The 23,199-nt window shown below is 62.3% G+C and carries 19 protein-coding genes and 1 other RNA gene; 9 read left to right on the top strand and 11 right to left on the bottom strand.

Translation table 11 applies throughout. The features are described 5' to 3' along the window. A complete protein-coding gene (gene fnrA / locus ACLEJP_RS12135; protein ID WP_015271145.1) occupies positions 1 to 735 on the top strand; it encodes a Crp/Fnr family transcriptional regulator FnrA in 735 nt (244 codons plus the stop codon). Between the two features lie 54 nt (positions 736 to 789). Then, positions 790 to 1,338, top strand: a complete 549-nt coding sequence (locus ACLEJP_RS12130) for an adenine phosphoribosyltransferase (protein ID WP_027921268.1) — start codon at positions 790 to 792, stop codon at positions 1,336 to 1,338. A gap of 119 nt (positions 1,339 to 1,457) precedes the next feature. Here the strand turns inward: ACLEJP_RS12130 and recR are convergent, their stop codons facing one another. From recR to dnaX, 3 genes are all read right to left on the bottom strand, one after another. Continuing rightward, positions 1,458 to 2,060 (bottom strand): recombination mediator RecR, encoded by a 603-nt coding sequence (gene recR / locus ACLEJP_RS12125; protein WP_003259670.1) that lies wholly within the window; start codon positions 2,058 to 2,060, stop codon positions 1,458 to 1,460. A 144-nt stretch (positions 2,061 to 2,204) separates the two neighbouring features. Beyond that, positions 2,205 to 2,540 (bottom strand): YbaB/EbfC family nucleoid-associated protein, encoded by a 336-nt coding sequence (locus ACLEJP_RS12120; protein WP_023381418.1) that lies wholly within the window; start codon positions 2,538 to 2,540, stop codon positions 2,205 to 2,207. A 63-nt stretch (positions 2,541 to 2,603) separates the two neighbouring features. Next, positions 2,604 to 4,667: a DNA polymerase III subunit gamma/tau gene (dnaX, locus tag ACLEJP_RS12115; RefSeq protein WP_440806680.1), complete on the bottom strand. Its 2,064-nt coding sequence runs from the start codon at positions 4,665 to 4,667 to the stop codon at positions 2,604 to 2,606. Between the two features lie 124 nt (positions 4,668 to 4,791). Here dnaX and ACLEJP_RS12110 point away from each other — a divergent pair, with 124 nt between their 5' ends. After that, on the top strand, positions 4,792 to 5,559 hold the full coding sequence (locus ACLEJP_RS12110; protein WP_440806679.1) for a substrate-binding periplasmic protein: 768 nt from the start codon (positions 4,792 to 4,794) through the stop codon (positions 5,557 to 5,559). 24 nt (positions 5,560 to 5,583) lie between these two features. Here ACLEJP_RS12110 and ACLEJP_RS12105 read toward each other — a convergent pair whose 3' ends face one another. Continuing rightward, entirely contained in the window at positions 5,584 to 6,072 is a 489-nt protein-coding gene (locus ACLEJP_RS12105; protein WP_440806678.1) for a DUF2938 domain-containing protein, read from the bottom strand. Between the two features lie 82 nt (positions 6,073 to 6,154). Here ACLEJP_RS12105 and ACLEJP_RS12100 point away from each other — a divergent pair, with 82 nt between their 5' ends. From ACLEJP_RS12100 to ACLEJP_RS12090, 3 genes are all read left to right on the top strand, one after another. Next, entirely contained in the window at positions 6,155 to 6,577 is a 423-nt protein-coding gene (locus ACLEJP_RS12100; protein ID WP_440806676.1) for a helix-turn-helix domain-containing protein, read from the top strand. Between the two features lie 128 nt (positions 6,578 to 6,705). Beyond that, entirely contained in the window at positions 6,706 to 7,131 is a 426-nt protein-coding gene (locus tag ACLEJP_RS12095; RefSeq protein ID WP_225778610.1) for a hypothetical protein, read from the top strand. Positions 7,132 to 7,864: 733 nt separating this feature from the next. After that, positions 7,865 to 8,125 carry a recombinase family protein gene (locus ACLEJP_RS12090; RefSeq protein WP_440806674.1) on the top strand — a complete coding sequence of 87 codons (261 nt, stop codon included), beginning with the start codon at positions 7,865 to 7,867 and terminating at the stop codon, positions 8,123 to 8,125. A gap of 246 nt (positions 8,126 to 8,371) precedes the next feature. Here the strand turns inward: ACLEJP_RS12090 and ACLEJP_RS12085 are convergent, their stop codons facing one another. Further along, positions 8,372 to 8,626 carry a hypothetical protein gene (locus ACLEJP_RS12085; protein ID WP_315694582.1) on the bottom strand — a complete coding sequence of 85 codons (255 nt, stop codon included), beginning with the start codon at positions 8,624 to 8,626 and terminating at the stop codon, positions 8,372 to 8,374. A 434-nt stretch (positions 8,627 to 9,060) separates the two neighbouring features. Between ACLEJP_RS12085 and ACLEJP_RS12080 the strand changes: the two genes are divergently transcribed. Further along, positions 9,061 to 9,369: a hypothetical protein gene (locus ACLEJP_RS12080; protein WP_440806672.1), complete on the top strand. Its 309-nt coding sequence runs from the start codon at positions 9,061 to 9,063 to the stop codon at positions 9,367 to 9,369. A gap of 453 nt (positions 9,370 to 9,822) precedes the next feature. Here the strand turns inward: ACLEJP_RS12080 and ACLEJP_RS12075 are convergent, their stop codons facing one another. The 6 genes from ACLEJP_RS12075 to ACLEJP_RS12050 form a co-directional block, all read right to left on the bottom strand. Beyond that, on the bottom strand, positions 9,823 to 10,746 hold the full coding sequence (locus ACLEJP_RS12075) for a hypothetical protein (protein WP_440806670.1): 924 nt from the start codon (positions 10,744 to 10,746) through the stop codon (positions 9,823 to 9,825). Positions 10,747 to 11,087: 341 nt separating this feature from the next. Then, positions 11,088 to 11,184: signal recognition particle sRNA small type (gene ffs, locus ACLEJP_RS12070), an RNA gene on the bottom strand. A gap of 176 nt (positions 11,185 to 11,360) precedes the next feature. Beyond that, the gene (gene ligA, locus ACLEJP_RS12065; protein ID WP_440806667.1) at positions 11,361 to 13,691 is read right to left on the bottom strand and encodes an NAD-dependent DNA ligase LigA; all 2,331 of its coding nucleotides are present in this window, start codon (positions 13,689 to 13,691) and stop codon (positions 11,361 to 11,363) included. Between the two features lie 82 nt (positions 13,692 to 13,773). Continuing rightward, the gene (zipA, locus tag ACLEJP_RS12060) at positions 13,774 to 14,664 is read right to left on the bottom strand and encodes a cell division protein ZipA (protein WP_440806665.1); all 891 of its coding nucleotides are present in this window, start codon (positions 14,662 to 14,664) and stop codon (positions 13,774 to 13,776) included. Between the two features lie 204 nt (positions 14,665 to 14,868). After that, positions 14,869 to 18,357 carry a chromosome segregation protein SMC gene (smc, locus tag ACLEJP_RS12055; RefSeq protein WP_440806662.1) on the bottom strand — a complete coding sequence of 1,163 codons (3,489 nt, stop codon included), beginning with the start codon at positions 18,355 to 18,357 and terminating at the stop codon, positions 14,869 to 14,871. A 3-nt stretch (positions 18,358 to 18,360) separates the two neighbouring features. Continuing rightward, positions 18,361 to 19,020, bottom strand: a complete 660-nt coding sequence (locus tag ACLEJP_RS12050; RefSeq protein WP_289135834.1) for a GntR family transcriptional regulator — start codon at positions 19,018 to 19,020, stop codon at positions 18,361 to 18,363. A 268-nt stretch (positions 19,021 to 19,288) separates the two neighbouring features. Between ACLEJP_RS12050 and xdhA the strand changes: the two genes are divergently transcribed. Both xdhA and xdhB read left to right on the top strand, forming a co-directional pair. Next, the gene (xdhA, locus tag ACLEJP_RS12045; RefSeq protein WP_440806659.1) at positions 19,289 to 20,743 is read left to right on the top strand and encodes a xanthine dehydrogenase small subunit; all 1,455 of its coding nucleotides are present in this window, start codon (positions 19,289 to 19,291) and stop codon (positions 20,741 to 20,743) included. After that, the gene (xdhB, locus tag ACLEJP_RS12040) at positions 20,736 to 23,135 is read left to right on the top strand and encodes a xanthine dehydrogenase molybdopterin binding subunit (protein WP_440806657.1); all 2,400 of its coding nucleotides are present in this window, start codon (positions 20,736 to 20,738) and stop codon (positions 23,133 to 23,135) included. The genes xdhA and xdhB overlap by 8 nt, the downstream gene beginning before the upstream one ends. Positions 23,136 to 23,199: the final 64 nt, after the last annotated feature.

The following is a 23,199-nucleotide window of genomic DNA, read 5'->3' as shown; positions in this document are numbered from 1 at the left end:
ATGTCCGAGCCAGTCAAACTGCGCCCACACAACCAGGCCCATTGCAAGGACTGCAGCCTGGCCCCCCTGTGCCTGCCCCTGTCGCTGAACCTGGAAGACATGGATGCACTTGACGAAATCGTCAAGCGCGGACGGCCGCTGAAAAAAGGCGAGTTCCTGTTCCGCCAGGGCGACAACTTCGGCTCGGTCTACGCGGTACGCTCCGGCGCCCTGAAAACCTTCAGCCTCAGCGACAGCGGCGAAGAGCAGATCACCGGCTTCCACCTGCCCAGCGAGCTGGTCGGCCTGTCGGGCATGGACACCGAGGCCTATCCGGTGTCGGCCCAGGCGCAGGAAACCACCTCGGTGTGTGAAATCCCCTTCGAGCGCCTCGACGAACTGTCGGTGCAGCTGCCACAGCTGCGTCGCCAGCTGATGCGGGTGATGAGCCGGGAAATCCGCGATGACCAGCAAATGATGCTGCTGCTGTCGAAAAAGACCGCTGACGAGCGCATCGCCACCTTCCTGGTCAACCTGTCGGCACGCTTCCGCGCCCGCGGCTATTCAGCCAACCAGTTCCGCCTGAGCATGTCGCGCAACGAAATCGGCAATTACCTTGGCCTGGCCGTGGAAACCGTGTCGCGGGTGTTCACCCGCTTCCAGCAGAACGGCCTGATCCGCGCCGAAGGCAAGGAAGTGCATATCCTCGACCCGATCCAGCTGTGCGCGCTGGCCGGCGGTGCGATGGAGGCCTGAGGCGGCGTTTAGCAGGTATACTTGGGCATTCGTTTTCCCAGGATACCCGCAACAATGCACAGCGACGCCTTCGACCTCAAAGCCCTGATCCGCCCGGTAGTGGACTTCCCCAAGCCGGGCGTGATCTTCCGCGACATCACCCCGCTGTTCCAGTCGCCGCGCGGGCTGCGCTATGTGGCCGACCAGTTCATCGAGCGCTATGTCGAGGCCGAGTTCAGCCACATTGGTGCCATGGATGCGCGAGGCTTCCTGATCGGCTCGATCATCGCCCACCAACTGAACAAGCCGCTGATCCTGTTCCGCAAGCAAGGCAAGCTGCCCGCCGATGTGCTGAGCGAGGCCTACCAGACCGAGTACGGCGAAGCGTTCCTGGAAGTGCACGCCGACAGCCTGTGCGAAGGGGATTCGGTGCTGATCTTCGATGACCTGATTGCCACTGGCGGTACGCTGCTGGCAGCGGCCAACCTGGTGCGTCGAACCGGTGCGCAAGTATTCGAGGCGGCGGCAATCATCGACCTGCCGGAGCTGGACGGGTCGCGCCGGCTACAGGCGGCGGGTGTGCCGACGTTCTGCCTGACCGAGTTTTCGCTCAGCGAATACTGAGACCACGGGGCTGCTTTGCAGCCCACCGCGACACAAGGCCGCCCTACAGGGGAACGCAACCTCCTGTAGGAGCGGCCTTGTGTCGCGATGGGCCGCAAAGCGGCCCCGGCAATTCTGAATCAGAGCGAAATCGGCCGCCGCCCGGCGAAGGCATGGGCCAGGGTCCCGCCGTCGACCAGTTCCAGCTCTCCTCCCAGCGGCACACCATGGGCAATGCGCGACGCCACCAGGCCCTTCTCGCTCAGCAGCTGGGCGATGTAATGCGCCGTCGCCTCACCTTCCACCGTCGGGTTGGTGGCCAGGATCACCTCGGTGAAGGTGCCCTGCTCCTCGATCCGCGCCATCAGTTGCGGAATGCCAATCGCCTCCGGCCCCAGGCCGTCCAGCGGCGACAGGTGGCCCTTGAGCACGAAATAGCGGCCACGGTAGCCGGTCTGCTCCACCGCATACACATCGGTCGGGCCCTCGACCACGCACAACTGGGTATCGTCACGGCGCGTGTCGGCGCATTGCGGGCACAGCTCCTGCTCGGTCAGGGTACGGCACTGGCGGCAATGCCCTACCCCTTCCATGGCCTGGGTCAGGGCCTGTGCCAGGCGCAGGCCGCCGCTGCGGTCACGCTCGAGCAGCTGCAGGGCCATGCGCTGGGCGGTTTTCTGGCCGACACCCGGGAGAATACGCAGGGCATCGATCAGTTGGCGGATGAGAGGGCTGAAGCTCATGGGAAAGGCCTGACAATTCAATAAGAGGCGGTTTATACCCAGCGCTGGCAATGCCGTCAAATCAGCAGACCGCGTCCGGGGGGAAATCTCACCCGAAAAAAACCGCCGCTGTTGTCAGCGGCGGTTCCTGGTAACGCAAGGCCCTTAGAACGGCATCTTGAAGCCCGGCGGCAACTGCATGCCGGCAGTCATGCTGCCCATCTTTTCCTGGCTGTTCTGCTCGACCTTGCGCACGGCGTCGTTCAGTGCAGCGGCGATCAGGTCTTCCAGCACTTCCTTGTCGTCGGCGTCGGTCGACATCAGGCTCTGGTCGATGCTGACACGCTTCACGTCGTGACGACCGGTCATCACCACGCTCACCAGGCCGCCACCGGACTGGCCGGTAACTTCGGCGTTGGCCAGCTCTTCCTGCATCTTCTGCATCTTTTCCTGCATCTGCTGGGCCTGCTTCATCAGGCCGGCCATGCCACCTTTCATCATGGGGTATACCTCGATTGGGTCATGTGATGCGGCCCGGCACCTGGCCAGCCGCATGGTTATCCGTTACTGGCCCTGATTGGCCAGGGCCTCTACAGGTTCAATAGTATCCTGCCGCACCTTGGCACCGAACAGCTTGATCATCTGCTGGATCAACGGATCCTGCTCGATCGACACCACCGCGTCGTGCTGACGCTCTCTGCGCTTGCGCGCTGCCGCCTGGGCCGGGGTTTCCTGCTCGGGTTGAATCAGCTCGATACGCAGGTTCAGCGTACGCCCCAGGTGCTGGTTGAGCGCTTCGTTCAGGCGTCGCTGCTGGGTGGCATTGAACAGCGCCCCTTGGCCAGGGTCCAGGTGCAGCAGCCAGTCGTCACCCTCGACGGCGATCAAGGTACAGTTCGCTGCGATGTTGCCTGTCATCCCCGACACAGGCAACTGGGGGAACATTTCCAGCCATTGCAGGGCCAGGCCGGTAGCCGGCTTGGCCGCTGGCAGCGGCTCGGCGACTGGTTTGGGCGCCTCTTCCTGGACGTGTTCGGCCAGTTCGTCCAGGTAGCTGAAGCCGACCGGGTCGCTTTCGCCGCCATAATAGTCTTCGTCCACTGGCGGCTCATCGTCGCGATCCATGCCTACGGCAGCATAGGCCGACGGGTCGAATGGCGGCTCGTCGTCATGGGCCGGGGCCGCTTGCATCGGCGCGGGCGCAGGCGCCGGTACAGGCGCGGGCTCAGGCGCTGCCGGTTCCGACTCTTCCCATGGCAGGTCAACCACCTCTGCCACGGCAACTGGCTCCGGCTCGGGCTCGGCTTGCGGCTCGGGTTCGATAACGGGGGCAGGCTCAGCCGGCGGCACAGGTGCATCAACCAGCTGTGGTGCTGGCGCCACCGGCGCGGGTGCCTGCGGCGCTGCAGCCGCAGCGGCAGGTTGCACGGCAGCGGCTGGCGCTAGCGCGGCAACCGCCGGCGCTGCCACCGGGGTTGCTGGATCAGCTGTGGCCTGGCTGATCCCCACTGGCTTTAGCAGCGGCTTCGGCGCGTCGTCGGTGTCGGCCGGGCGGAAGGCCAGCATGCGCAGCAGGACCATTTCAAAACCACCGCGCGGGTCCGGCGCCAGGGGCAGGTCACGGCGACCGATCAGGCCCATCTGGTAATAGAACTGCACGTCCTCGGCCGGCAATGCCGCGGCCAGCGCGAGTACCCGCTCGCGATCGCCCTGGCCGTTGTCCACGGCTTCCGGCAATGCCTGGGCAATGGCCACGCGATGCAGCACATTGAGCATCTCGGCCAGCACGCCAGCCCAGTCCGGGCCCTGCTCGGCCAGGTTGCGCACGGCCTCGAGCAAGGCCCGTGCATCGCCCTCGAGCAGCGCTTGCAGCACACCATAGACCTGGCCATGGTCAAGGCTGCCAAGCATGGCCCGCACATCGGCGGCCAGCACCTTGCCTTCGCCAAAGGCGATGGCCTGGTCGGTCAGGCTCATCGCATCGCGCATCGAACCATCGGCAGCGCGGCCCAGCAACCACAGGGCATCCGTCTCGAACGGCACGTTTTCCGCAGTCAGTACGTGGCTGAGGTGTTCGACCACCCGCTCCGGGCTCATGTTCTTCAGCGAGAACTGCAGGCAGCGCGACAGGATGGTGGCCGGCAGCTTCTGCGGGTCGGTGGTGGCGAGGATGAACTTGACGTAGGGCGGCGGCTCTTCCAGCGTCTTGAGCAAGGCGTTGAACGAGTGCGTCGACAGCATGTGCACTTCGTCGATCAGGTAGACCTTGAAGCGCCCACGGCTTGGGGCGTACTGCACGTTATCCAGCAGTTCGCGGGTGTCCTCGACCTTGGTGCGGCTGGCGGCGTCGATCTCGATCAGGTCGACGAAACGGCCTTCGTCGATCTCCCGGCACACCGAACAGGTGCCGCACGGCGTCGAGGTGATGCCGGTTTCGCAGTTCAGGCACTTGGCAATGATCCGGGCGATGGTGGTCTTGCCCACGCCCCGGGTACCGGTGAACAGGTAGGCATGGTGCAGGCGCTGGTTGTCGAGGGCGTTGATCAATGCCTTGAGCACATGGGCCTGGCCGACCATTTCGCGGAACGAGCGCGGACGCCATTTACGTGCAAGGACCTGATAACTCATCGAAAAACCATCGTAGCCTGATCGAGCGGAAGATCGCTAATGCTAGCGGAGCGGGGGCAAAAATGCACCCCGCGCAGCTCGTCTAAGCTAGAAACTGTGTGTGCTGTCCAGGGAGGATACGCCTTTGCGCAGACTGCTGACCTTGTTGTTGATCTGGAGCTCGCAGAGTCTCGCCGAACAGGCGGTGCTGCGCTTTTCCGTGGCGGAAAGCTGGAGCATGCCGCTGGTGCGCATCGAAGCCGAGCAGCCAGTCGAAGGCTTGCTGTACGACCTCACCCAGGCGCTGGCCAGAGAGGTTGGCGCGCGCCCGGTGTACCACGTCATGGCCCGCCTGCGCCTGCAGGAGGCAATGGAGCAGGGTGATATCGATGTGCGTTGCTATGTCAGCACCCGCTGGTTCGCTAACCCGCCGAAGAATTTTGTCTGGAGCATCCCGTTGATGCACCAGCGCGACCTGCTGGTGGGCCGCCCGGGTGTCAGCCCGCAAATGTCCCTCGGGCAACTGCCGGCCCAGACCCTCGGCACGGTGCTGGGCTACACCTACCCAAGCCTGCAGCCTCTGCTTGAGCAAGGCCGATTGCAGCGCGAAGACAGCCGCAACCAGTTGCTGGTACTGCAGAAGTTGCAGGCCGGCCGCTATCGCTACGCGGTCAGCAACCAGCTGTCCTTGCAGTGGTTCAACCGGAGCCAGCCAAACGGGCAGCGCCTGCAGGCACTGACGGTGCTGGACGAGCAGGAGCTGGGCTGCATGGTACGCAATGACCCGGCGATACCGACCCAGGGGCTGCTGCGGGCGCTGGCGCGGATGAAGCAGTCAGGGGAAATCGAACGGATTGTGCAGCGCTATGAAGGCCTGGGTCATCAGCACGCCATGCCGGTAGCCCAACCATGAGCAGTCCCGCCCCGCAAAATCCCCTTACACCAGCGCCACCAGGGCTGCACTGAGGAACAGCCCTACCCCGAACACTGCGTGCGTCACCAGGCTCCTCAGGCAGTTACGCGCCGGTGCCGGTGTCTTCGAAGCGAAGAAGCCCGCCCCCATCGCCGGTTGCATAAGACACAGCGGCGCCACCACAGTCCCCACACCCACCATCAGCGCCGGCCACAGGGTCGGCGCCAACAACCAGCCTTCGCCGACGATCAACACCAGCAGCAGGGCGAACAGCACGCCGATGGCGTAATGGATCAGCCACCCCCACAGCCGTTCGTGGCGCACCGGCTCCGCCCGGGCAATTGCCTGATGCCGCACCCTTCCCTGCAACAGATGCCCCGCCCAGCGCCCGACCATGGCGAAGTTCGGCGTGGCAACCCCCAGGCGCCGCAGCAACAAGCCCCACCCATCCATGACCAGCGTGGCACCCACGCCAATCGGCAAGGCAGCAGAAAGCATGGCAGTAAACGTCATTGAAAAAGCCCTCGAAGATTGACGGTCGTCACTACGCCGCGCAGCATAGAAGTTGAAGTCAACTTCAAGTCAAGGGCCCGAAATGGACATTGCCGATGTCGCCAGACGTACAGGCGTACCCGCCTCGACGCTGCGTTACTACGAAAAGAAAGGCTTGCTCAAGTCACTCGCCGGGCGCGGTCAACGACGGCAGTTTGCTGCGGATGTGGCAGACCGCTTGGCACTGATAGCACTGGGGCAAGCGGCGGGGTTTTCCCTGGATGAAGTGGGAGCGATGCTGGTGGACCTGCAAGTCGACCGGCAGCTGCTGATCGCCAAGGCTGACGAACTGGATGCACGGATCAGGCGCCTGCAGGCGATGAGCAAGGGCCTGCGGCATGCGGCGCAGTGCCCGGAAGAGGATCACCTGGCCTGCCCGACATTCCAGCGGTTGATGAAGTTGTCGGCGGCGGGGCTTGGAAAAAGGCAGAACCGGTCAACGCCTGTCATGAAACACCCAGGTTAGAGCTAGTGGTACAAACCCGAACCAAATGATGGCTCATTAATATCAATAAGCCATCACTCAGTGTAGAGTGACGCGCCTCCGCACCCAGCTGTGTGCCGAGAACCGTACTCACACTCAGGAAAAGTTGCATGTCCACAGTAAGAAACCTGACCGTCGCCGCACTCATAGCGCTGACCCCTGGTTGCGCTACAGGCCCCAATTCGGTCCAGGAGTCGGAACTTGCCGGCTATCGCGCCAGAAACCTCGCGGTTGAAGAAAAGAACCCTGGGCTTGCTGCCGGCCTTGGCCTGCTTCCAGGTGGCGGTTCCTTCTACGGTCGTGCATACGGCTTTGGCGTGGTCAACCTGCTGCTCTGGCCGCTTTCCATTTTCTGGGACCCGGTGAGCGGGCATGACGCCGCGGAACTCATCAACTATCAGGCCACCAGGGCTCACGTTGCGAGCTTGAAAAAACACGATATGGACGAGTTGGACGCGCAGCTTGAGTCCGATGCGATCGACGTCAAGCGCTACACGCTCGACAAACGCAGGATCGATGAAAAGTACAACCTCTGAGGGCTTCGGCCGAACAGCGCAACGTCCGGCCTGAGGCTGACGTATCCGAGGATACGGCCTGGGTCGGCCTGCCTGGCTTGTGGCGCGGATGGGATGAAGGCCTGTCCGCTGCCGATCATTGTACGGATGTTGGGAGTGTCGGGTTGTCAGCTTGCAGGATGACGCTTCATTCGGGAGATCCTGAATGCCGTCGTAACCGGAAATGCTTCTAGCGAGGCGTCTTGAGGATTCAAGAGCCTGAAATGGAGGCAGCCCCACCAGCCACACCCCGGCACTCGATGTTCCCGCTATGGCTGCTCCCTTCCGGGCCTGACCAGGTGGCATGCAAGCATGCTCGGGAATCAATGCAGGCCTTATGGGGCAAGGGTTTCAGGCTGATGGGGGGGGGGCAGACGTTCTACCCGTGCAGACACTCAGCGCGGTCGCTCAAAACTTTGGGTGTAGCCAGCACTGTCACACTTTGGTGTCACACCCATGGCCTATCTGATCAGACGCAAAGCCGTCTACTACCTGAATCTCAAGCTACCCAAGCACCTCTTCCCGAGGTGTCACACTTTGCGTTTGAGCCTGAACATCAGGCACAGGCAGAGCGCCCTGTTCCTCGCTGCGTCCATCGTCCAACGGCTACACGGCCACCTCAGCGAGCACCCGCTAACAGACCTTCAGACGCTTGGTGGACTATGTTCACAGTGGCGGGACTCAGCCCCAACACCAGCCATTCCCGTAGCACCACGTGCGACTTCGACTAAACAGGGTGAAAGGCCACGCTACACAGCGTCAGCAGGCAGACGACCGTGCAGCACTGGTCAAGGACGCTATTGAACTGTGTGTACTTAAGGGTGCCAGCAGCCTACAGGCCGTGGCTGACTGCCTGATCGCACGGAACATACCCACTGCTCGTGGCGGGCAATGGTCACCCATTGCTGTGAAGCGTGTGATGCAGCGTCTAGGCTTGGCACTGACCAAAGTAATGAGTACCGCTGCAAGCTCGTAAGAAGCTATACCAGCGACGTTCCGGGGCGAACTCATCCGCCCTTTAGATATTCTGAAATCGTACTGTGCGGCCCGTTACGGGCCAACGAGAGGCATTAAGCACCGACCCACACTTGGCTCGATCTAACGGAGCCCTGTAATAATCCCTCCCAGATCCACCGATGATATTTGACGGCAGCTGATGCTCGGTTTGAGAGGTTACATTTTTGGTCACTGCAGAAGTAGCAATCTACCCGGCACACGGGCCTCAGCCATTCTTCGCTTGCTTATCTTTCATTCTCTCGATGGCATCAGGCAAATTCTGGATAAACTTTACCCCCACATAGAACGAACCTTTGCCTACTAACTTTGCCGCAGATGCTGCTCGCTCCATCCCCGTACCATGGGAGAAGTCATCCTTCACCTCTTTCCACGCTTCACCCATCATCTTATCTAGCTTCTCGTTGAATGAAGGCCGGCTCTTCCCACCTTCTTCCAACTCTTCGTGCGCGTCATCATCCATAGTCTCTTTCCTCGGTCGAGCAAGCCCACTGTCATGAGATGAGCTTGCTGCATAGACAATCGGCTGGTATCAGGTCTCTACAGCAGAGATGATCTTTGCCTGCCCTCGCTCCCGCTCCTTAATTTTTTCCTTTGCCTGACTCGCACTGCTAGCCCGCACACTTGCGGTTACTACTGAGGAGCTCGTGCCACGAGTGTAAGTTACTCGGAAATTCTTGTCGCTCATCCCTGCTTCTCCGTGTGATAGCAATATGCCTTGCTGCTTAGATTTATCAGCTTGGATCCAAAAGTGCAATCCCCGCTCCGCGACTTGATCGCGTTACTACCGCAGCGATCTCGTCGAATGGCGCGGCCAAAGCTCGGAGCTATCATTCTCCACATCGGACAGACTCAGCAGCAAGCTAATCACCACCAGTACTCACATCGAGAATACCCATGGATGACGACAAAGCGGCAGTAGCCGCAGACACGCTTGAATTGCTGATGATGAACCAGACAGCCATCCGGGCAGCCTTGGAAGAGCTAACTCTGTGGATCAGCCAGCGGGGCCCGACGCACATCCACACCGACGCGCTCTCAGTGCTACAGACGCTCGATACGAACGCTCAAGGCATCGGCCAAGGTATTCTCGGGTACGCTCACAGCAAGGCTGAGAGAGGGGTTATAGACACAATGAAGCCTCCTGCGGGCAGCTTTTATTTTTTCCGGCATACTTTTGACTTCTGGAAAGTGATGCCGGTCTGACACCGCAATGCCGCTTAACCTCGACCGACATCCAGATGAGTTAAAGTCAGCTACCATTCCATCCCAATAACCATATCACATGTCGTGACGACCTGATTATTGATTACGGCCTGAGCCCTATCTCCAAGAAGCGGAGCCGAGTGCGTTTCCCATTTTACAGGAAGCAATACCACGTTATTTGTTTCTGCATTATTGTTATTCCAACGAGAGAACTTCCGGAATAGCTTATCGCTCCTCATCGACATCCCCGGGGCTTGCAATGAGTATCTTGAACACCTTAGCATCAAAGGACATGGAGCTTCACTCTCTCAAGACTAGGAGAGAAATTGTGAACAACGATACAATTCGCAACATAACGCTCTGACTTCCGCAAAATCAGAGCGCTAAACACTATTCCGACACAACACAAAGTAGTTAACCGCACACTATACGCAGCGCATCAACCTGAAAGAGTCACCGGAGCCCGTCAAAGAGATGCTTAGCAGTCAAAGGCACTCGATCTATTTGACCAGCCTCAAGCACCCTAACGATAGAATGCTGCTGATCACCCTCAACCCGACCGTAGAAAAGGTAATAACGATCCCGCTCGAATGTCTGCCAAGCACGGGACTCAAAAATGTCCAACTCACAGTGACCACTAAGCTCATGCTCTGGAGACTTGAAGTTGAAAAATACTCTGCCGTAAGCACCCTTAACAATTGATGTCGGCTTACCAAAAAACAGGAAACTTTTACCCAAATAAGGCTTTATATTTCGCTGAGCTTTTTCAATCGAAACTATTAGATCATGTAACCGAATGGCATCTTCTTGCCCAAACTGAACAGCAATGTTCAAGCTTACTTGAGCCAACTGTACCAATCGCTTGACGGTCTTGAACCGCCCCGGATTTAGCAGATTTCCGTCTGCGTCGAAGAAATTCTCGAACCCTCCTCTTCCATTTACTGCTGTGCCGTTCTGAGCCTCTTTCCTTTTGGGCTTGGGATAATCGTCGTCATCGTCATCCCCTTCAGGCTCGTCATCGTCTGCAAGGCTCTTCCAACCCGCAAAGGTCACAAGGTTGATCGCTCGCTTTTCTTTGGCAGCTTCATCGCCACCACCTCCCGCGCCACCTTTCTTTCTATGCGGGCAGTCGACCGTATCAAAGCCTGGTAGGTGGAAGTAGAAGGCATCAACCCCATCCTTTCTCTTCGGTGTTTTACGAGGTCGCCTGCTGCACATGACACCGCAATCCGGACAGTAGACTCGCCCGTGGTGCTCATCATCAATGTACAGCTCAGGAGGCAACTTAGGTGAGGCTTTGAGGTCCGCTGGATCTACAGATTCTGGCTGCTGGTCGAGGGGATGGAAAGCAAGGTAAGGGATCGATATCTGCGACATACATTCCTTTGCATTCTGGGATTATACTCGCTGAGTTGAGCTCCGCCGGACAGCAAGTGCCTGCCGCCAGCAACCGAAAATCAACAAAGCGATGACGCGATCGCAACCAGCTGATCGGATTTCAACACCGACGCCGCGACCTGAATAGTAGCTTATTGCCACATAAATTTTGGCAGGTCAACTGCGAGGTTTGAGCGACTACGATTTGGAGTTTGGGCAGGAAGCCCATGAGAAGGTAGAATGGAGCACAGTGCACCACTTAGGTACTACTGCACTGGTCCACTTCGAGATTTTTGAGCGAAAAACCCTTGAGAATTCAAAGGTTTGCGTAATGGAGGCAGCCCCACCAGCCACACCCCGGCACTCGATGTTCCCGCTATGGCTGCTCCCTTCCGGGCCTGACCAGGTTAACGGGTAATCAATGCGGGGGGACCGATGGGGCCACCACTACAGAGCTCGCTGAGCAGCGAGTGGCGCCATTGTACCGGTCTTGGGAGCAGATACAACCTCTGGGGCGAGAAAAAGTCATCATTTCTCAATGACTTGTCCAGGTTGCTGCAGCCTGGCGGGCCTCTTCGCGGGCCCGCCCGCGCCCACAACGGCTGAGCAGGACTTCAAACCACTATGCCCTGCTCGGCCAGGAAGGCGACGAAGGCGTCTTCGTCCAGCACTTTCACCCCCAGTTCGCTGGCCTTGGCCAGCTTGGAGCCGGCCCCCGGCCCTGCCACCACGCAGTGGGTCTTGCCAGACACCGAACCGGCCACCTTGGCCCCCAGGCTTTCCAGCTTGTCCTTGGCAATGTCACGGCTCATGCGCTCCAGGGTGCCGGTCAGTACCCAGGTCTGGCCAGCCAGCGGCAAGCCTTCAGCGACCTTCTTCTCACTGCTCCAGTGCATGCCGAACGCCAGCAACTGCGCTTCGATGGCGCGAGCCAGTTGCTGGTTGGCTTCGACCTTGAAGAATTCACGCACGGCCTCGGCCGGCTTGGCCGCCAGGGCCTGACGCAGGTCGATGCCGTCAGCGGCGATGATCTTGTCCAGGCTGTCGAGCCGGGCAACCAGCTTTTCGGCACCGGTCGGGCCAACCGAGGCAATGTCGAGCTTGGCGATCATCCCGGCGAGGGTGGTGCTGGCCGCGAATTCCGCAGCCAGGTCACCTTCGTCCTGCAGCTGCATGCCGCTATCGAGCAGCTGTTTGATGACCTTCTGGTTGTGCTCGTCTTCGAAGAAGTTGTGAATTTCGTAGGCCACTTCCAGGCCGATGTCCGGCAGGTAGGTGAGCACTTGCGGCAGCGCCTGCTGCACGCGCGCCAGGCTGCCCAGCGAGCGAGCCAGCACCTTCGCGGTCTCCTCGCCGACGTCGGGAATGCCCAGGGCATAGATAAAGCGCGCCAGGCTCGGGCGCTTGCTGGCTTCGATGGCATCCAGCAGCTTGCGGCTGGACACCTCGGCGAAGCCTTCCAGGCCGACGATCTGTTCGAACTCCAGCTTGTACAGGTCTGCCGGCGAACCGATCAGGCCTTCGTCCACCAGTTGCTCGACGCTCTTCTCGCCCAGGCCCTCGATGTCCATGGCCCGGCGCGATACGTAGTGGATGATCGCCTGCTTGAGCTGGGCAGCACAGGCCAGGCGACCGACGCAGCGGTACACCGCGCCTTCGCTGGTGGTTTCCTTGCCTTTGCTGCGCTTGACCAGCTGGGTACGCTCGACCTGCGAGCCGCATACAGGGCATTGACTTGGCACTTGCACCGGGCGGGCATCTTCCGGGCGACGCTCCAGCACCACCTGCATCACCTGCGGGATCACGTCCCCGGCGCGACGGATGATCACCGTATCGCCAATGCGCAGGCCCAGGCGCGCGATTTCGTCCATGTTGTGCAGGGTGGCATTGGACACGGTCACGCCAGCCACCTTGACCGGCTTCAGGCGGGCCACCGGGGTTACCGCACCGGTGCGGCCGACCTGGAACTCGACGTCCAGCACCTCGGTCAGCTCTTCCATGGCGGGGAACTTGTGGGCGATCGCCCAGCGTGGCTCACGAGCGCGGAAGCCCAGCTCGCGCTGCGCAGCCAGGCTGTTGACCTTGAACACGACACCATCGATTTCGTAGGGCAGGCTGTTGCGCCGCTCGCCGATGTCGCGGTAGTAGGCCAGGCACTCTTCGATGCCGGCAGCGTGCCTGAGCTCGCGACTGATCGGCAGGCCCCAGGCCTTGAGCTGCTCGAGGATGCCGATGTGGCTGTCGCCGATGCTCTGCGACACCTGGCCGACGCCATAGCAGCAGAACTCCAGCGGGCGGCTGGCGGTGATCTTCGAATCCAGCTGGCGCAGGCTGCCGGCAGCGGCGTTGCGCGGGTTGGCGAATGTCTTGCCACCGGCCTCGGCCTGGGCGGCGTTGAGCCGCTCGAAACCGGCCTTGCTCATGTACACCTCGCCGCGCACCTCGAGCACCGCCGGCCAGCCCTCGCCCTGCAGCTTGAGCGGGATGTTGCGCACGGTGCGCACATTGGCGCTGATGTCTTCGCCGGTAGTGCCGTCACCACGGGTAGCGCCCTGCACCAACAGGCCGTCACGGTACAGCAGGCTCACCGCCAGGCCGTCGAGCTTGGGCTCGCAGCTGTAGTCCACTGCACCGGGCTGGTCGAGGCCATCGACCACACGGCGGCCGAACTCACGCAGGTCGGCTTCTTCGAAGGCGTTGCCCAGGCTCAGCATCGGCACTTCGTGGCGCACCTGGCTGAACGCGGCCAGGGCCGCGCCGCCAACCCGCTGGGTCGGCGAGTCGGGGGTCACCAGGTGTGGGTGTTCGGCTTCAAGCGCCTTGAGCTCGTTGAACAGGCGGTCGTATTCGGCATCGGGCACGCTGGGCTCGTCGAGCACATAGTAGCGGTAGTTGTGCTGGTCGAGCTGGTGACGGAGTTCGTGGATACGGGATTCGACGGTCATGGGGTTGTCTTCTCTTGCAAAGCAAAAGAGCAGCCTGGGGGCGTCCAGCACCGCCCTCAGGCTGCTCTTTCGTCTGGATCTGTCAGCGCTTCTGGGTCAGCGCACGGCGCTCGAACTCGACGATGCGCTGGCGATAGTGCTCGATGGTCTGGGCGGTCAGCACGCTGCGCTGGTCGTCCTTGAGCTCGCCATTCAGTTCGTGGGCCAGCTTGCGCGCCGCCGCCACCATCACGTCGAAGGCCTGCTTCGGATGACGCGGGCCCGGCAGGCCGAGGAAGAAGCTCACCGCACGGGTGCTGAAGTGGTCGATATCGTCCAGGTCGAATACGCCAGGCTTGACTGCGTTGGCCATGGAGAACAGCACTTCACCGTGGCCGGCCATGCTCTCGTGACGGTGGAAGATGTCCATTTCGCCGAAGCGCAGGCCACTTTCCAGAATGTTCTGCAGCAGGGCCGGGCCCTTGAAGCCACCCTCGTCGCGGGAGATCACGCTGATCACCAGCACTTCCTCGGCCGGTGGCAGCTCCTTGACGCTGTTGTTGGCAGGTGCCGGATTGCTGCTGCGGGTGTTCTCCGCAGCAAAGTCGTCATCGCTGTCGGCAAACAGGTCGGCCTCACGCGGCTCGGCGCTCAGGTTCAGGTCGCCCTGCTGCGCCTCGGCAGCCGCAGTGGCACGCTTGCTGCGCTTGCTGGCCTTGGCCGGCTTGGGTTCGCGCTCGCGGTCACGTGCAGAAGCGCTGAGCGACGGCAGGTCGCTTTCGTCCAGCTCAGGCTCCTTGTGGGTTTCCAGCACCCGCGACGGGCCAAGCACTTCGGCATTGCCCTCTTCGTCCGGCAGGTTGGCATAGCTGCGATCCAGACGGAATTTCAACTTGCCTTTGCCGCCGCGCATGCGGCGCCAGCCGTCGAAAAGAATCCCGGCAATGACAATGATGCCGATGACGATCAGCCACTCGCGCAGACCGATTTCCATGTAATCCCGTGCCTCTATAAAAATATGCTTGAAAACAAAGGGTTCAAAGCCCTTTAACACGTGGCGCCAACTCTATGTTCTGACAGGCGTTTTACCCACGCAAAAAACGAGTGACATTAAGCTAGCACGACCAAAGACAACTTTACACCGTCTGTCGCACATGGCGGGGGCATTTCGCTACAGAATATGCCCCATCGTCGCGTATCAGGCGTCGACCATGGCCATGGCCTCCTCCACATCCACGGCCACCAGCCGTGAACAGCCCGGTTCATGCATGGTCACCCCCATCAACTGGTCGGCCATTTCCATCGCGATCTTGTTGTGGGTGATATAGATGAACTGCACGCTTTCACTCATTTCCTTGACCAGGCGGGCATAGCGCCCGACGTTGGCATCGTCCAGCGGCGCATCGACCTCGTCGAGCATGCAGAACGGTGCGGGGTTCAACTTGAAGATGGCAAACACCAGCGCCAACGCAGTCAGTGCCTTCTCGCCGCCGGACAGCAGATGGATGGTGCTGTTCTTCTTGCCCGGTGGTCGCGCCATGATCGTTACCCCTGTATCGAGTAGATCTTCGCCCGTCAGTTCCAGATAAGCGCTGCCACCACCGAAAACTTTTGGGAAAAGTGCCTGTAATCCGGCATTTATCTGATCAAAGGTATCCTTGAAACGGTTGCGGGTTTCCTTGTCGATCTTGCGGATGACGTTTTCCAGGGTCTCCAGCGCTTCGACCAGGTCTGCGTCCTGAGCGTCCAGGTAACGCTTGCGCTCGGACTGCTGTTCATACTCCTCGATGGCCGCCAGGTTGATCGCCCCCAGGCGCTGGACCCGCGCGTCGAGCTGCTCCAACTCCTGCTCGGTGCCTTGCTCGGTGGCGTCGGCCTCGAGGCTGGCGAGCACGCCCTGCAAGTCGTAGCCATCGGCCAGCAGTTGTTCCTGCAGGGTCTTGCGCCGCACGTCCAGGCCCTGGCACTCCAGGCGCAACTGTTCCAGCTTGCCGCGCAGCAGCAGGGCTTGCTGCTCGGCCTGGGTGCGGCGCTTCTCGGCATCGCGCAACTCACGGTCCGCCTCGTCCATGTGCAGGCGGGCCAGGCGCATTTCTTCGTCGACGCTCATGCGCTGCTCCAGCAGCGCTTCGAGCTTCAGGCGCAATTCCTCCAGTGGCGCCGCGCCCTCCTCCAGGTTCAGGCTCAGTTGTTCCTGGCGCTCGGTCAGGCGTGCGGCCTGCTGCTCCAGGCGCTCCAGGGCCTGCCGGGTGGAATCGTGCTGGGCGCGCAGCGAGCCCAGGCGCACGGCCAGCTGGTGGGCGTGATCCTTGTGCTGGCGGGCCTCCTGGCGCACGCGGTCGAGGCTTTCGCGCAGGGTGTCGCGACGGGCCATCAACTGCTCGCGCTGCTCGGTGTCCTGGGCCATCAGCTCAAGGGCCTCCTGCAACAGCAGGCGCGCTTCGCCCAGTTGCTCGTGCTCCAGGGCGCGCTGCTCTTCCAGTTCAGCCAGTTCTTCCTGCAGGCGTTGGCGCCGCAACTCCACCTGCTCGGCGCGCGCGCGAACGGCTGACAGGCTGGCCTTGAGCTCGCCGTGCAGGCGGTTTTCTTCCTGGGTACGGCGGCGCAGCTGCTCGCGCTGCTCCTCCAGGCCCAGCTGTTGCTCGCGCAGGGCCTGCAATCGCTGCTCCAGCTGCTCCAGGGCCGCTTCCTGTTGCAGTTGTTCGTGGCCCAGGCGTTCGATTTCCTGGCCGCGTGCCAGCACCCCGCCTTCGGCCTCGGCGCCACGGCGTATGCGCAGGAAATGCCGGCCAACCCAATAGCCATCGCGGCTGACCAGGCTCTGCCCGTCACCGAGCGAGGCACGCTGCGCCAGCGCCTGCGCCAGGTCTTCCACCGGTTTGACCTGGCCCAGCCAGGGCGCCAGGCCGATCGGGCCGCTGACCTTTTCCAACAAGCTGCCGGGCAGCGACGCAGCGGCGCCGTCGGCCACCAGCAAATGCAATTCGCCCTGCTCCAGGCTGGCAAAGTCGAGGCGGTTGAAATCGTCGACCCATACGGCCTGCAAGTCGGCCCCCAGGACCGTTTCCACGGCCAGCTCCCAGCCCGGCTCCACGCGCAGCCCTTCTGCCAGGCGTGGCTGCTGCTCCAGGCCTTGGCCGTGCAGCCAGTCGGCAGCCCCTGCGCCCGGCTCCAGCGCAGCTTGCTGCAAAGCCTCAAGCGAAGCCAGGCGGCCGCCCAGGCGTTGCAGCTCACCCTGCGCCTGCTGCTGGGCCTGGGTGGCCTGTTGCAATTGTTGGCGCACGCCTTCCAGGCGCTCGACCCCTTGCTCTTCGGACAATTGCAGTTCTTCGAGCAGCATTTCGCTGCTGGCCAATTGCTCGGACAATTCGAGCATGGCGGCATCCTGCGGGTCGCTGCCCAACTGCTCGCGCTCCTCGCCCAACTTGCGCTGGCGTTCGGCCAGCCGTTCGAGGCTGGCCTCCAGCTGCACCAGGCGCGCCTGCTGCACTTCGGCCTGGCGGCGCGGCTCGGCAGAGCGGCTGTTGAAGCTGTCCCACTGCTCCTGCCAGCCGTGCATGCCCAGTTCAGCCTCTTCAAGCGCGGCGGCGGCTTCTTCGGCAGCGGCCAGGGTCATTTCCTGCTCGGGTTCGAGCATGGCCAGCTCTTCGCCCAGGGTCGCCAGCAGGGTGCGATCGTGGCCCAGGTGCGATTCGGTCTCCAGGCGCGTGCGCTCGGCTTCCTTGAAGTCGTCCTGCAACTGGCGCAGGCGCTGCTGGCCGTGCTGGATGCTTTGCTCGACCCGGGCGATATCGCCGGCCACCGAGTAGAAGCGGCCCTGCACCTGGTTGAAGCGCTCGGACAATTCGTGATGGCTGTCGCGCAGGCGCTCGATACTGGCATCGGCGTTGCGCTGCTCGGCGACCAACGCCTCATGGGCCACGTCCTGGTCGCCGATCACCGCCTCGCGCTGGCGCACCCGCGTGTCCAGGTCGCGCCAGCGCAAGGCCGACAGGCGAGCCTTCAGCTGGCGTTCCAGGGCTTTGTATTCGCGGTACTTTTCCGCCGCCTGGGCCTGCCGCTGCAGGCGTTCCAGCTGGCGCTCCAGTTCTTCGCGCAGGTCGGTCAGGCGCGCCAGGTTCTCCTGGGTGCGGCGGATGCGGTTCTCGGTTTCGCGGCGGCGTTCCTTGTATTTGGAAATGCCGGCGGCTTCCTCGATGAAGTTGCGCAGCTCCTCGGGCTTGGCCTCGATCAGCTTGGAGATCATGCCCTGTTCGATGATCGAGTAGCTGCGCGGCCCGAGGCCGGTACCGAGGAAAATGTCGGTAATGTCGCGGCGACGGCACTTGGTGCCATTGAGGTAGTAGCTGTTCTGCCCGTCACGGGTGACCTTGCGACGGATCGAGATTTCGGCGTAGGCGGCATATTCGCCGACCAGGGTGGTTTCGCTGTTGTCGAACACCAGTTCGATGCTGGCCTGGCTGACCGGCTTGCGGCCACTGGAGCCGTTGAAGATGACGTCGGTCATCGACTCGCCGCGCAGGTTCTTCGCCGAGCTCTCGCCCATCACCCAACGCACGGCATCGATGATGTTGGACTTGCCACAGCCGTTGGGGCCGACCACGGCCGCCATGTTGCTGGGGAAATTGACCGTGGTCGGGTCGACGAACGACTTGAACCCGGCCAGGCGAATGCACTTCAGGCGCATCGGTCAGCCTCGGGCCAGCGCCGCCAGTACCAGTTCGCAGCTGCGCTGGCAGTAGGCGGTGAGCACCTCGCGAATGCGCGGCAGGTCGCGGGCGACCACGGCGTCGAGCAGGCGGGCGAACAGGTCGAGGTAATCGCTCATGCTGGCCTGGCGCTGGTCCAGCGCCAGGTAGTAGGCGCGGCTCATGGCCGGCTGCAGGTTTTCCACGGTTTCCTGCAGGAACGGGTTATCGGCGAACGAATAGGCCGCGCGCATGACCGCGAAACTGTCGGCGACGAAGGCCTTGATGTCGAGCTGCTGATGGGCACGCTGCAGGCGCTGCTGGATGTCCAGGAACGGGCGCAGGTCGGCATCGGTGCGCCATTTTTGCGCGACCGCATTGCCCAGCAGGATGTAGAACTCGCTCATCAGCGCACACAGGCTGCGGACGCCGCGCTCGTCCAGCTCGGTCACGTGGGCACCACGGCGCGGCAGGATCGCCACCAGGTGCCGGCGTTCGAGGATCAGCAGCGCTTCACGCACCGAGCCGCGGCTGACGTTGAGCGCCTGGGTGACCTTCAGCTCCTGGATACGCTCGCCTGGCGCCAGTTCGCCGCGGATGATGCGTTCGGCCAGGTAATCGGCAATCTGCTCGGAGAGGCTGTCCGGGGCCTTGAACGTCATGGTTGTCCTTCAAAATCAGTGAACTGGGCACAAGCAGCGGATTGTAGCGCACTTGCCCGGTAATCGCGCAGAGGGGCCAGGCGGTTTATTTGACCCGCCAGGCAGTGCTGCGCCCGGCGCGATCTATGCTTGGCATATGGGCAATGTGAACCGTTGGGCAGCGACACGATCAATTTCCTGACCTTTGAGTCAGAAAATTATTGACCAGCAGGACAGGTCTTGCTTAGAGTCCGCCCAACAACAATAAAACCATTGCGAGGCTATCCCCGTGATCCAGTTTCTTGTCAACCAGGAGCTGCGTAGTGAGCATGCCCTGGACCCGAACATGACGGTGCTGCAGTACCTGCGCGAGCACCTGGGCAAACCTGGCACCAAGGAGGGCTGCGCCAGTGGTGACTGCGGCGCCTGCACCGTGGTGGTCGGCGAACTGACCCAGGACGACCAAGGCAACGACAGCCTGCGCTACCGCAGCCTCAATTCCTGCCTGACCTTCGTTTCCTCGCTGCATGGCAAGCAACTGATCAGTGTCGAGGGGCTCAAGCACCAGGGACAACTGCACAGCGTGCAGCAGGCCATGGCCGATTGCCATGGTTCGCAGTGCGGCTTCTGCACCCCGGGCTTCGTCATGTCGCTGTTCGCCCTGCAGAAGAACAGCAACGGCGCCGACCTGCACCAGGCCCAGGAGGCCCTGGCCGGCAACCTGTGCCGCTGCACCGGCTACCGGCCGATCCTCGAAGCTGCCGAGCAGAGCTGCCGGCAGCCGTGCCGCGACCAGTTCGATGCCCAGCAAGCCCAGACCATCAGCCGCCTCAAGGCGATTGCGCCGACCCACACCGGCGAGCTGAACAGCGGCGACAAGCGCTGCCTGGTGCCGCTGACCGTGGCCGACCTGGCCGACCTGTACAGCTCGCACCCCGAGGCGCGGCTACTGGCCGGCGGCACCGACCTGGCCCTGGAAGTCACCCAGTTCCACAAGACCTTGCCAGTGATGATCTACGTCGGCCATGTGGCCGAACTCAAGCGCATCGAGAAGACCGCCAGCCATCTGGAAATCGGCGCCGCCACCCCACTCACCGATTGTTACGGCGCGCTGAACGAGGAATACCCCGACTTCGGCGCCCTGTTGCACCGCTTCGCCTCGCTGCAGATCCGTAACCAGGGCACCCTGGGCGGCAACATCGGCAACGCTTCGCCGATCGGCGACTCGCCACCCTTGCTGATTGCCCTGGACGCGCAGATCGTCCTGCGCCAGGGCGAGCGCCAGCGGGTGATGGCGCTGGAAGACTATTTCATCGACTACCGCATCACTGCCCGCCAGGACAGCGAGTTCATCGAGAAGATCATCGTGCCACGCGCCACCTCCGACTGGGCGTTCCGCGCCTACAAGGTTTCCAAGCGCCTGGACGATGACATCTCTGCGGTGTGCGGGGCCTTCAACCTGAGCATCGAAGACGGTGTGGTCAGCGGCGTGCGCATCGCTTTCGGCGGCATGGCGGCCATCCCCAAGCGCGCCCGCGCCTGCGAGGCAGCGTTGCGCGGCAAGCCGTGGAACCAGGCCACCGTCGAGCGTGCCTGCCAGGCCCTGGCCGAAGACTTCACCCCGCTCAGCGACTTCCGTGCCAGCAAGGAATACCGCCTGCTGACCGCGCAGAACCTGCTGCGCAAGTACTTCATCGAACAGCAAACGCCGTACATCGAAACCCGGGTGACCGCTTATGTCTAACCATCACGTAGCCAAGAGCCAGGCCGAGATGGCCGCCCTGTTCAGCCAGGACCTGACCACCGGGGTTGGCCGCAGCGTCAAGCATGACAGCGCCGACAAGCATGTGTCCGGCGAGGCGGTGTACATCGACGACCGCCTGGAATTCCCCAACCAGTTGCACGTCTACGCCCGCACCTCCGATCGCGCCCATGCGCGCATCCTGCGCATCGACACCACGCCGTGCTATGCCTTCGAAGGTGTGCGCATCGCCATCACCCATGAAGACATTCCCGGCCTCAAGGACATCGGCCCAGTGGTGGCCGGCGACCCGTTGCTGGCCATCGACAAGGTCGAGTACTTCGGCCAGCCGGTGCTCGCCGTGGCTGCCCGCGATCTCGACACCGCACGCCGTGCGGCGATGGCCGCGATCGTCGAGTACGAAGAGCTGGAGCCGGTGCTGGATGTGGTCGAAGCACTGCGCAAGAAGCACTTCGTGCTCGATAGCCACACCCACCAGCGCGGCGACGCCGCTGCCGCCCTGGCCACGGCCCCGCACCGTCTCCAGGGCACCCTGCACATCGGTGGCCAGGAGCACTTCTACCTGGAAACGCAGATCTCCTCGGTAATGCCCACCGAAGATGGCGGCATGATCGTCTACTGCTCCACGCAGAACCCCACCGAGGTGCAGAAGCTGGTCGCCGAGGTTCTCGATGTGCCAATGAACAAGGTGGTACTGGACATGCGCCGCATGGGTGGCGGTTTTGGCGGCAAGGAAACCCAGGCTGCCAGCCCGGCGTGCCTGTGTGCCGTGATTGCGCGCCTGACCGGGCAGCCGACCAAGATGCGCCTGCCAAGGGTCGAGGACATGACCATGACCGGCAAGCGCCACCCTTTCTACGTCGAGTACGACGTGGGCTTCGATGACGACGGCCGCCTGCATGGCATCAACCTCGACCTGGCCGGCAACTGCGGCTACTCACCCGACCTGTCCGGCTCGATCGTCGACCGCGCCATGTTCCACTCCGACAACGCCTACTACCTGGGCGATGCCACCGTACACGGCCACCGCTGCAAGACCAACACCGCCTCCAATACCGCCTACCGCGGCTTTGGCGGCCCGCAGGGGATGGTCGCCATCGAGCAGGTGATGGACCACATCGCCCGCCATCTGGGCCGCGACCCGCTGGCCGTGCGCAAGGCCAACTACTACGGCAAGACCGAGCGCAACGTCACTCACTACTACCAGACCGTCGAGCACAACATGCTCGAGGAGATGACCGCCGAACTGGAAGCCAGCAGCGACTATGCCGAGCGCCGCGAATCGATCCGCCGCTTCAATGCCAACAGCCCGGTGCTGAAAAAAGGCCTGGCGCTGACCCCGGTCAAGTTCGGCATCTCGTTCACCGCCACCTTCCTCAACCAGGCCGGTGCGTTGATCCACATCTATACCGACGGCAGCATCCACCTCAACCACGGCGGCACCGAGATGGGCCAGGGCCTGAACACCAAGGTGGCGCAGGTGGTAGCGCAGGTCTTCCAGGTCGATCTCGGCCGTATCCAGATCACTGCCACCAACACCGACAAGGTGCCCAACACCTCGCCGACCGCCGCCTCCAGTGGCGCCGACCTGAACGGCAAGGCTGCGCAAAATGCCGCCGAAATCCTCAAGCAGCGCCTGACCGAGTTCGCCGCACGGCACTACCAGGTCACCGAGGAAGACGTCGAGTTCCGCAACGGCCATGTGCGCGTGCGCGACCAGATCATCAGCTTCGAGCAGCTGGTGCAGCAGGCCTACTTCGCCCAGGTGTCGCTGTCCAGCACGGGTTTCTATCGCACACCGAAGATCTACTACGACCGCAACCAGGCGCGTGGCCGGCCGTTCTACTACTTCGCCTTCGGCGCCGCCTGCGTGGAGGTGATCGTCGACACCCTGACCGGCGAGTACAAGATGCTGCGCGCCGACATCCTGCACGACGTGGGCGCTTCGCTGAACCCGGCCATCGACATTGGCCAGGTGGAAGGCGGCTTCATCCAGGGCATGGGCTGGCTGACCAGCGAAGAACTGGTGTGGAACGCCAAGGGCAAGCTGGTGACCAACGGCCCGGCCAGCTACAAGATCCCTGCCGTGGCCGACATGCCGCTGGACCTGCGGGTGAAGCTGGTGGAAAACCGCAAGAACCCGGAGGACACCGTGTTCCATTCCAAGGCCGTGGGTGAGCCGCCGTTCATGCTTGGCATCGCCGCCTGGTGCGCGATCAAGGACGCCGTGGCCAGCATCGCCGACTACCGCGTGCAGCCCGCCATCGATGCACCAGCAACACCGGAGCGGGTGCTGTGGGGTTGCGAGCAGATGCGCAAGGCGGTGGCTGCCGCGCAACCTGCCGAGCCGGAACTGGAAACCGTTACCCAGTAACGCCGCCGGCCCGCTTCGTGCAGGAACGGCCTTGTGCCGCGCCTACACAAAGCGGACCGCGTTG

The sequence above is a fragment of the Pseudomonas sp. SMV7 genome, assembly GCF_052041995.1.
Lineage (GTDB): Bacteria > Pseudomonadota > Gammaproteobacteria > Pseudomonadales > Pseudomonadaceae > Aquipseudomonas.
The sequence above is the reverse complement of the archived record's forward strand: the minus strand, read 5'-3'. Positions and strand labels throughout refer to the sequence as shown.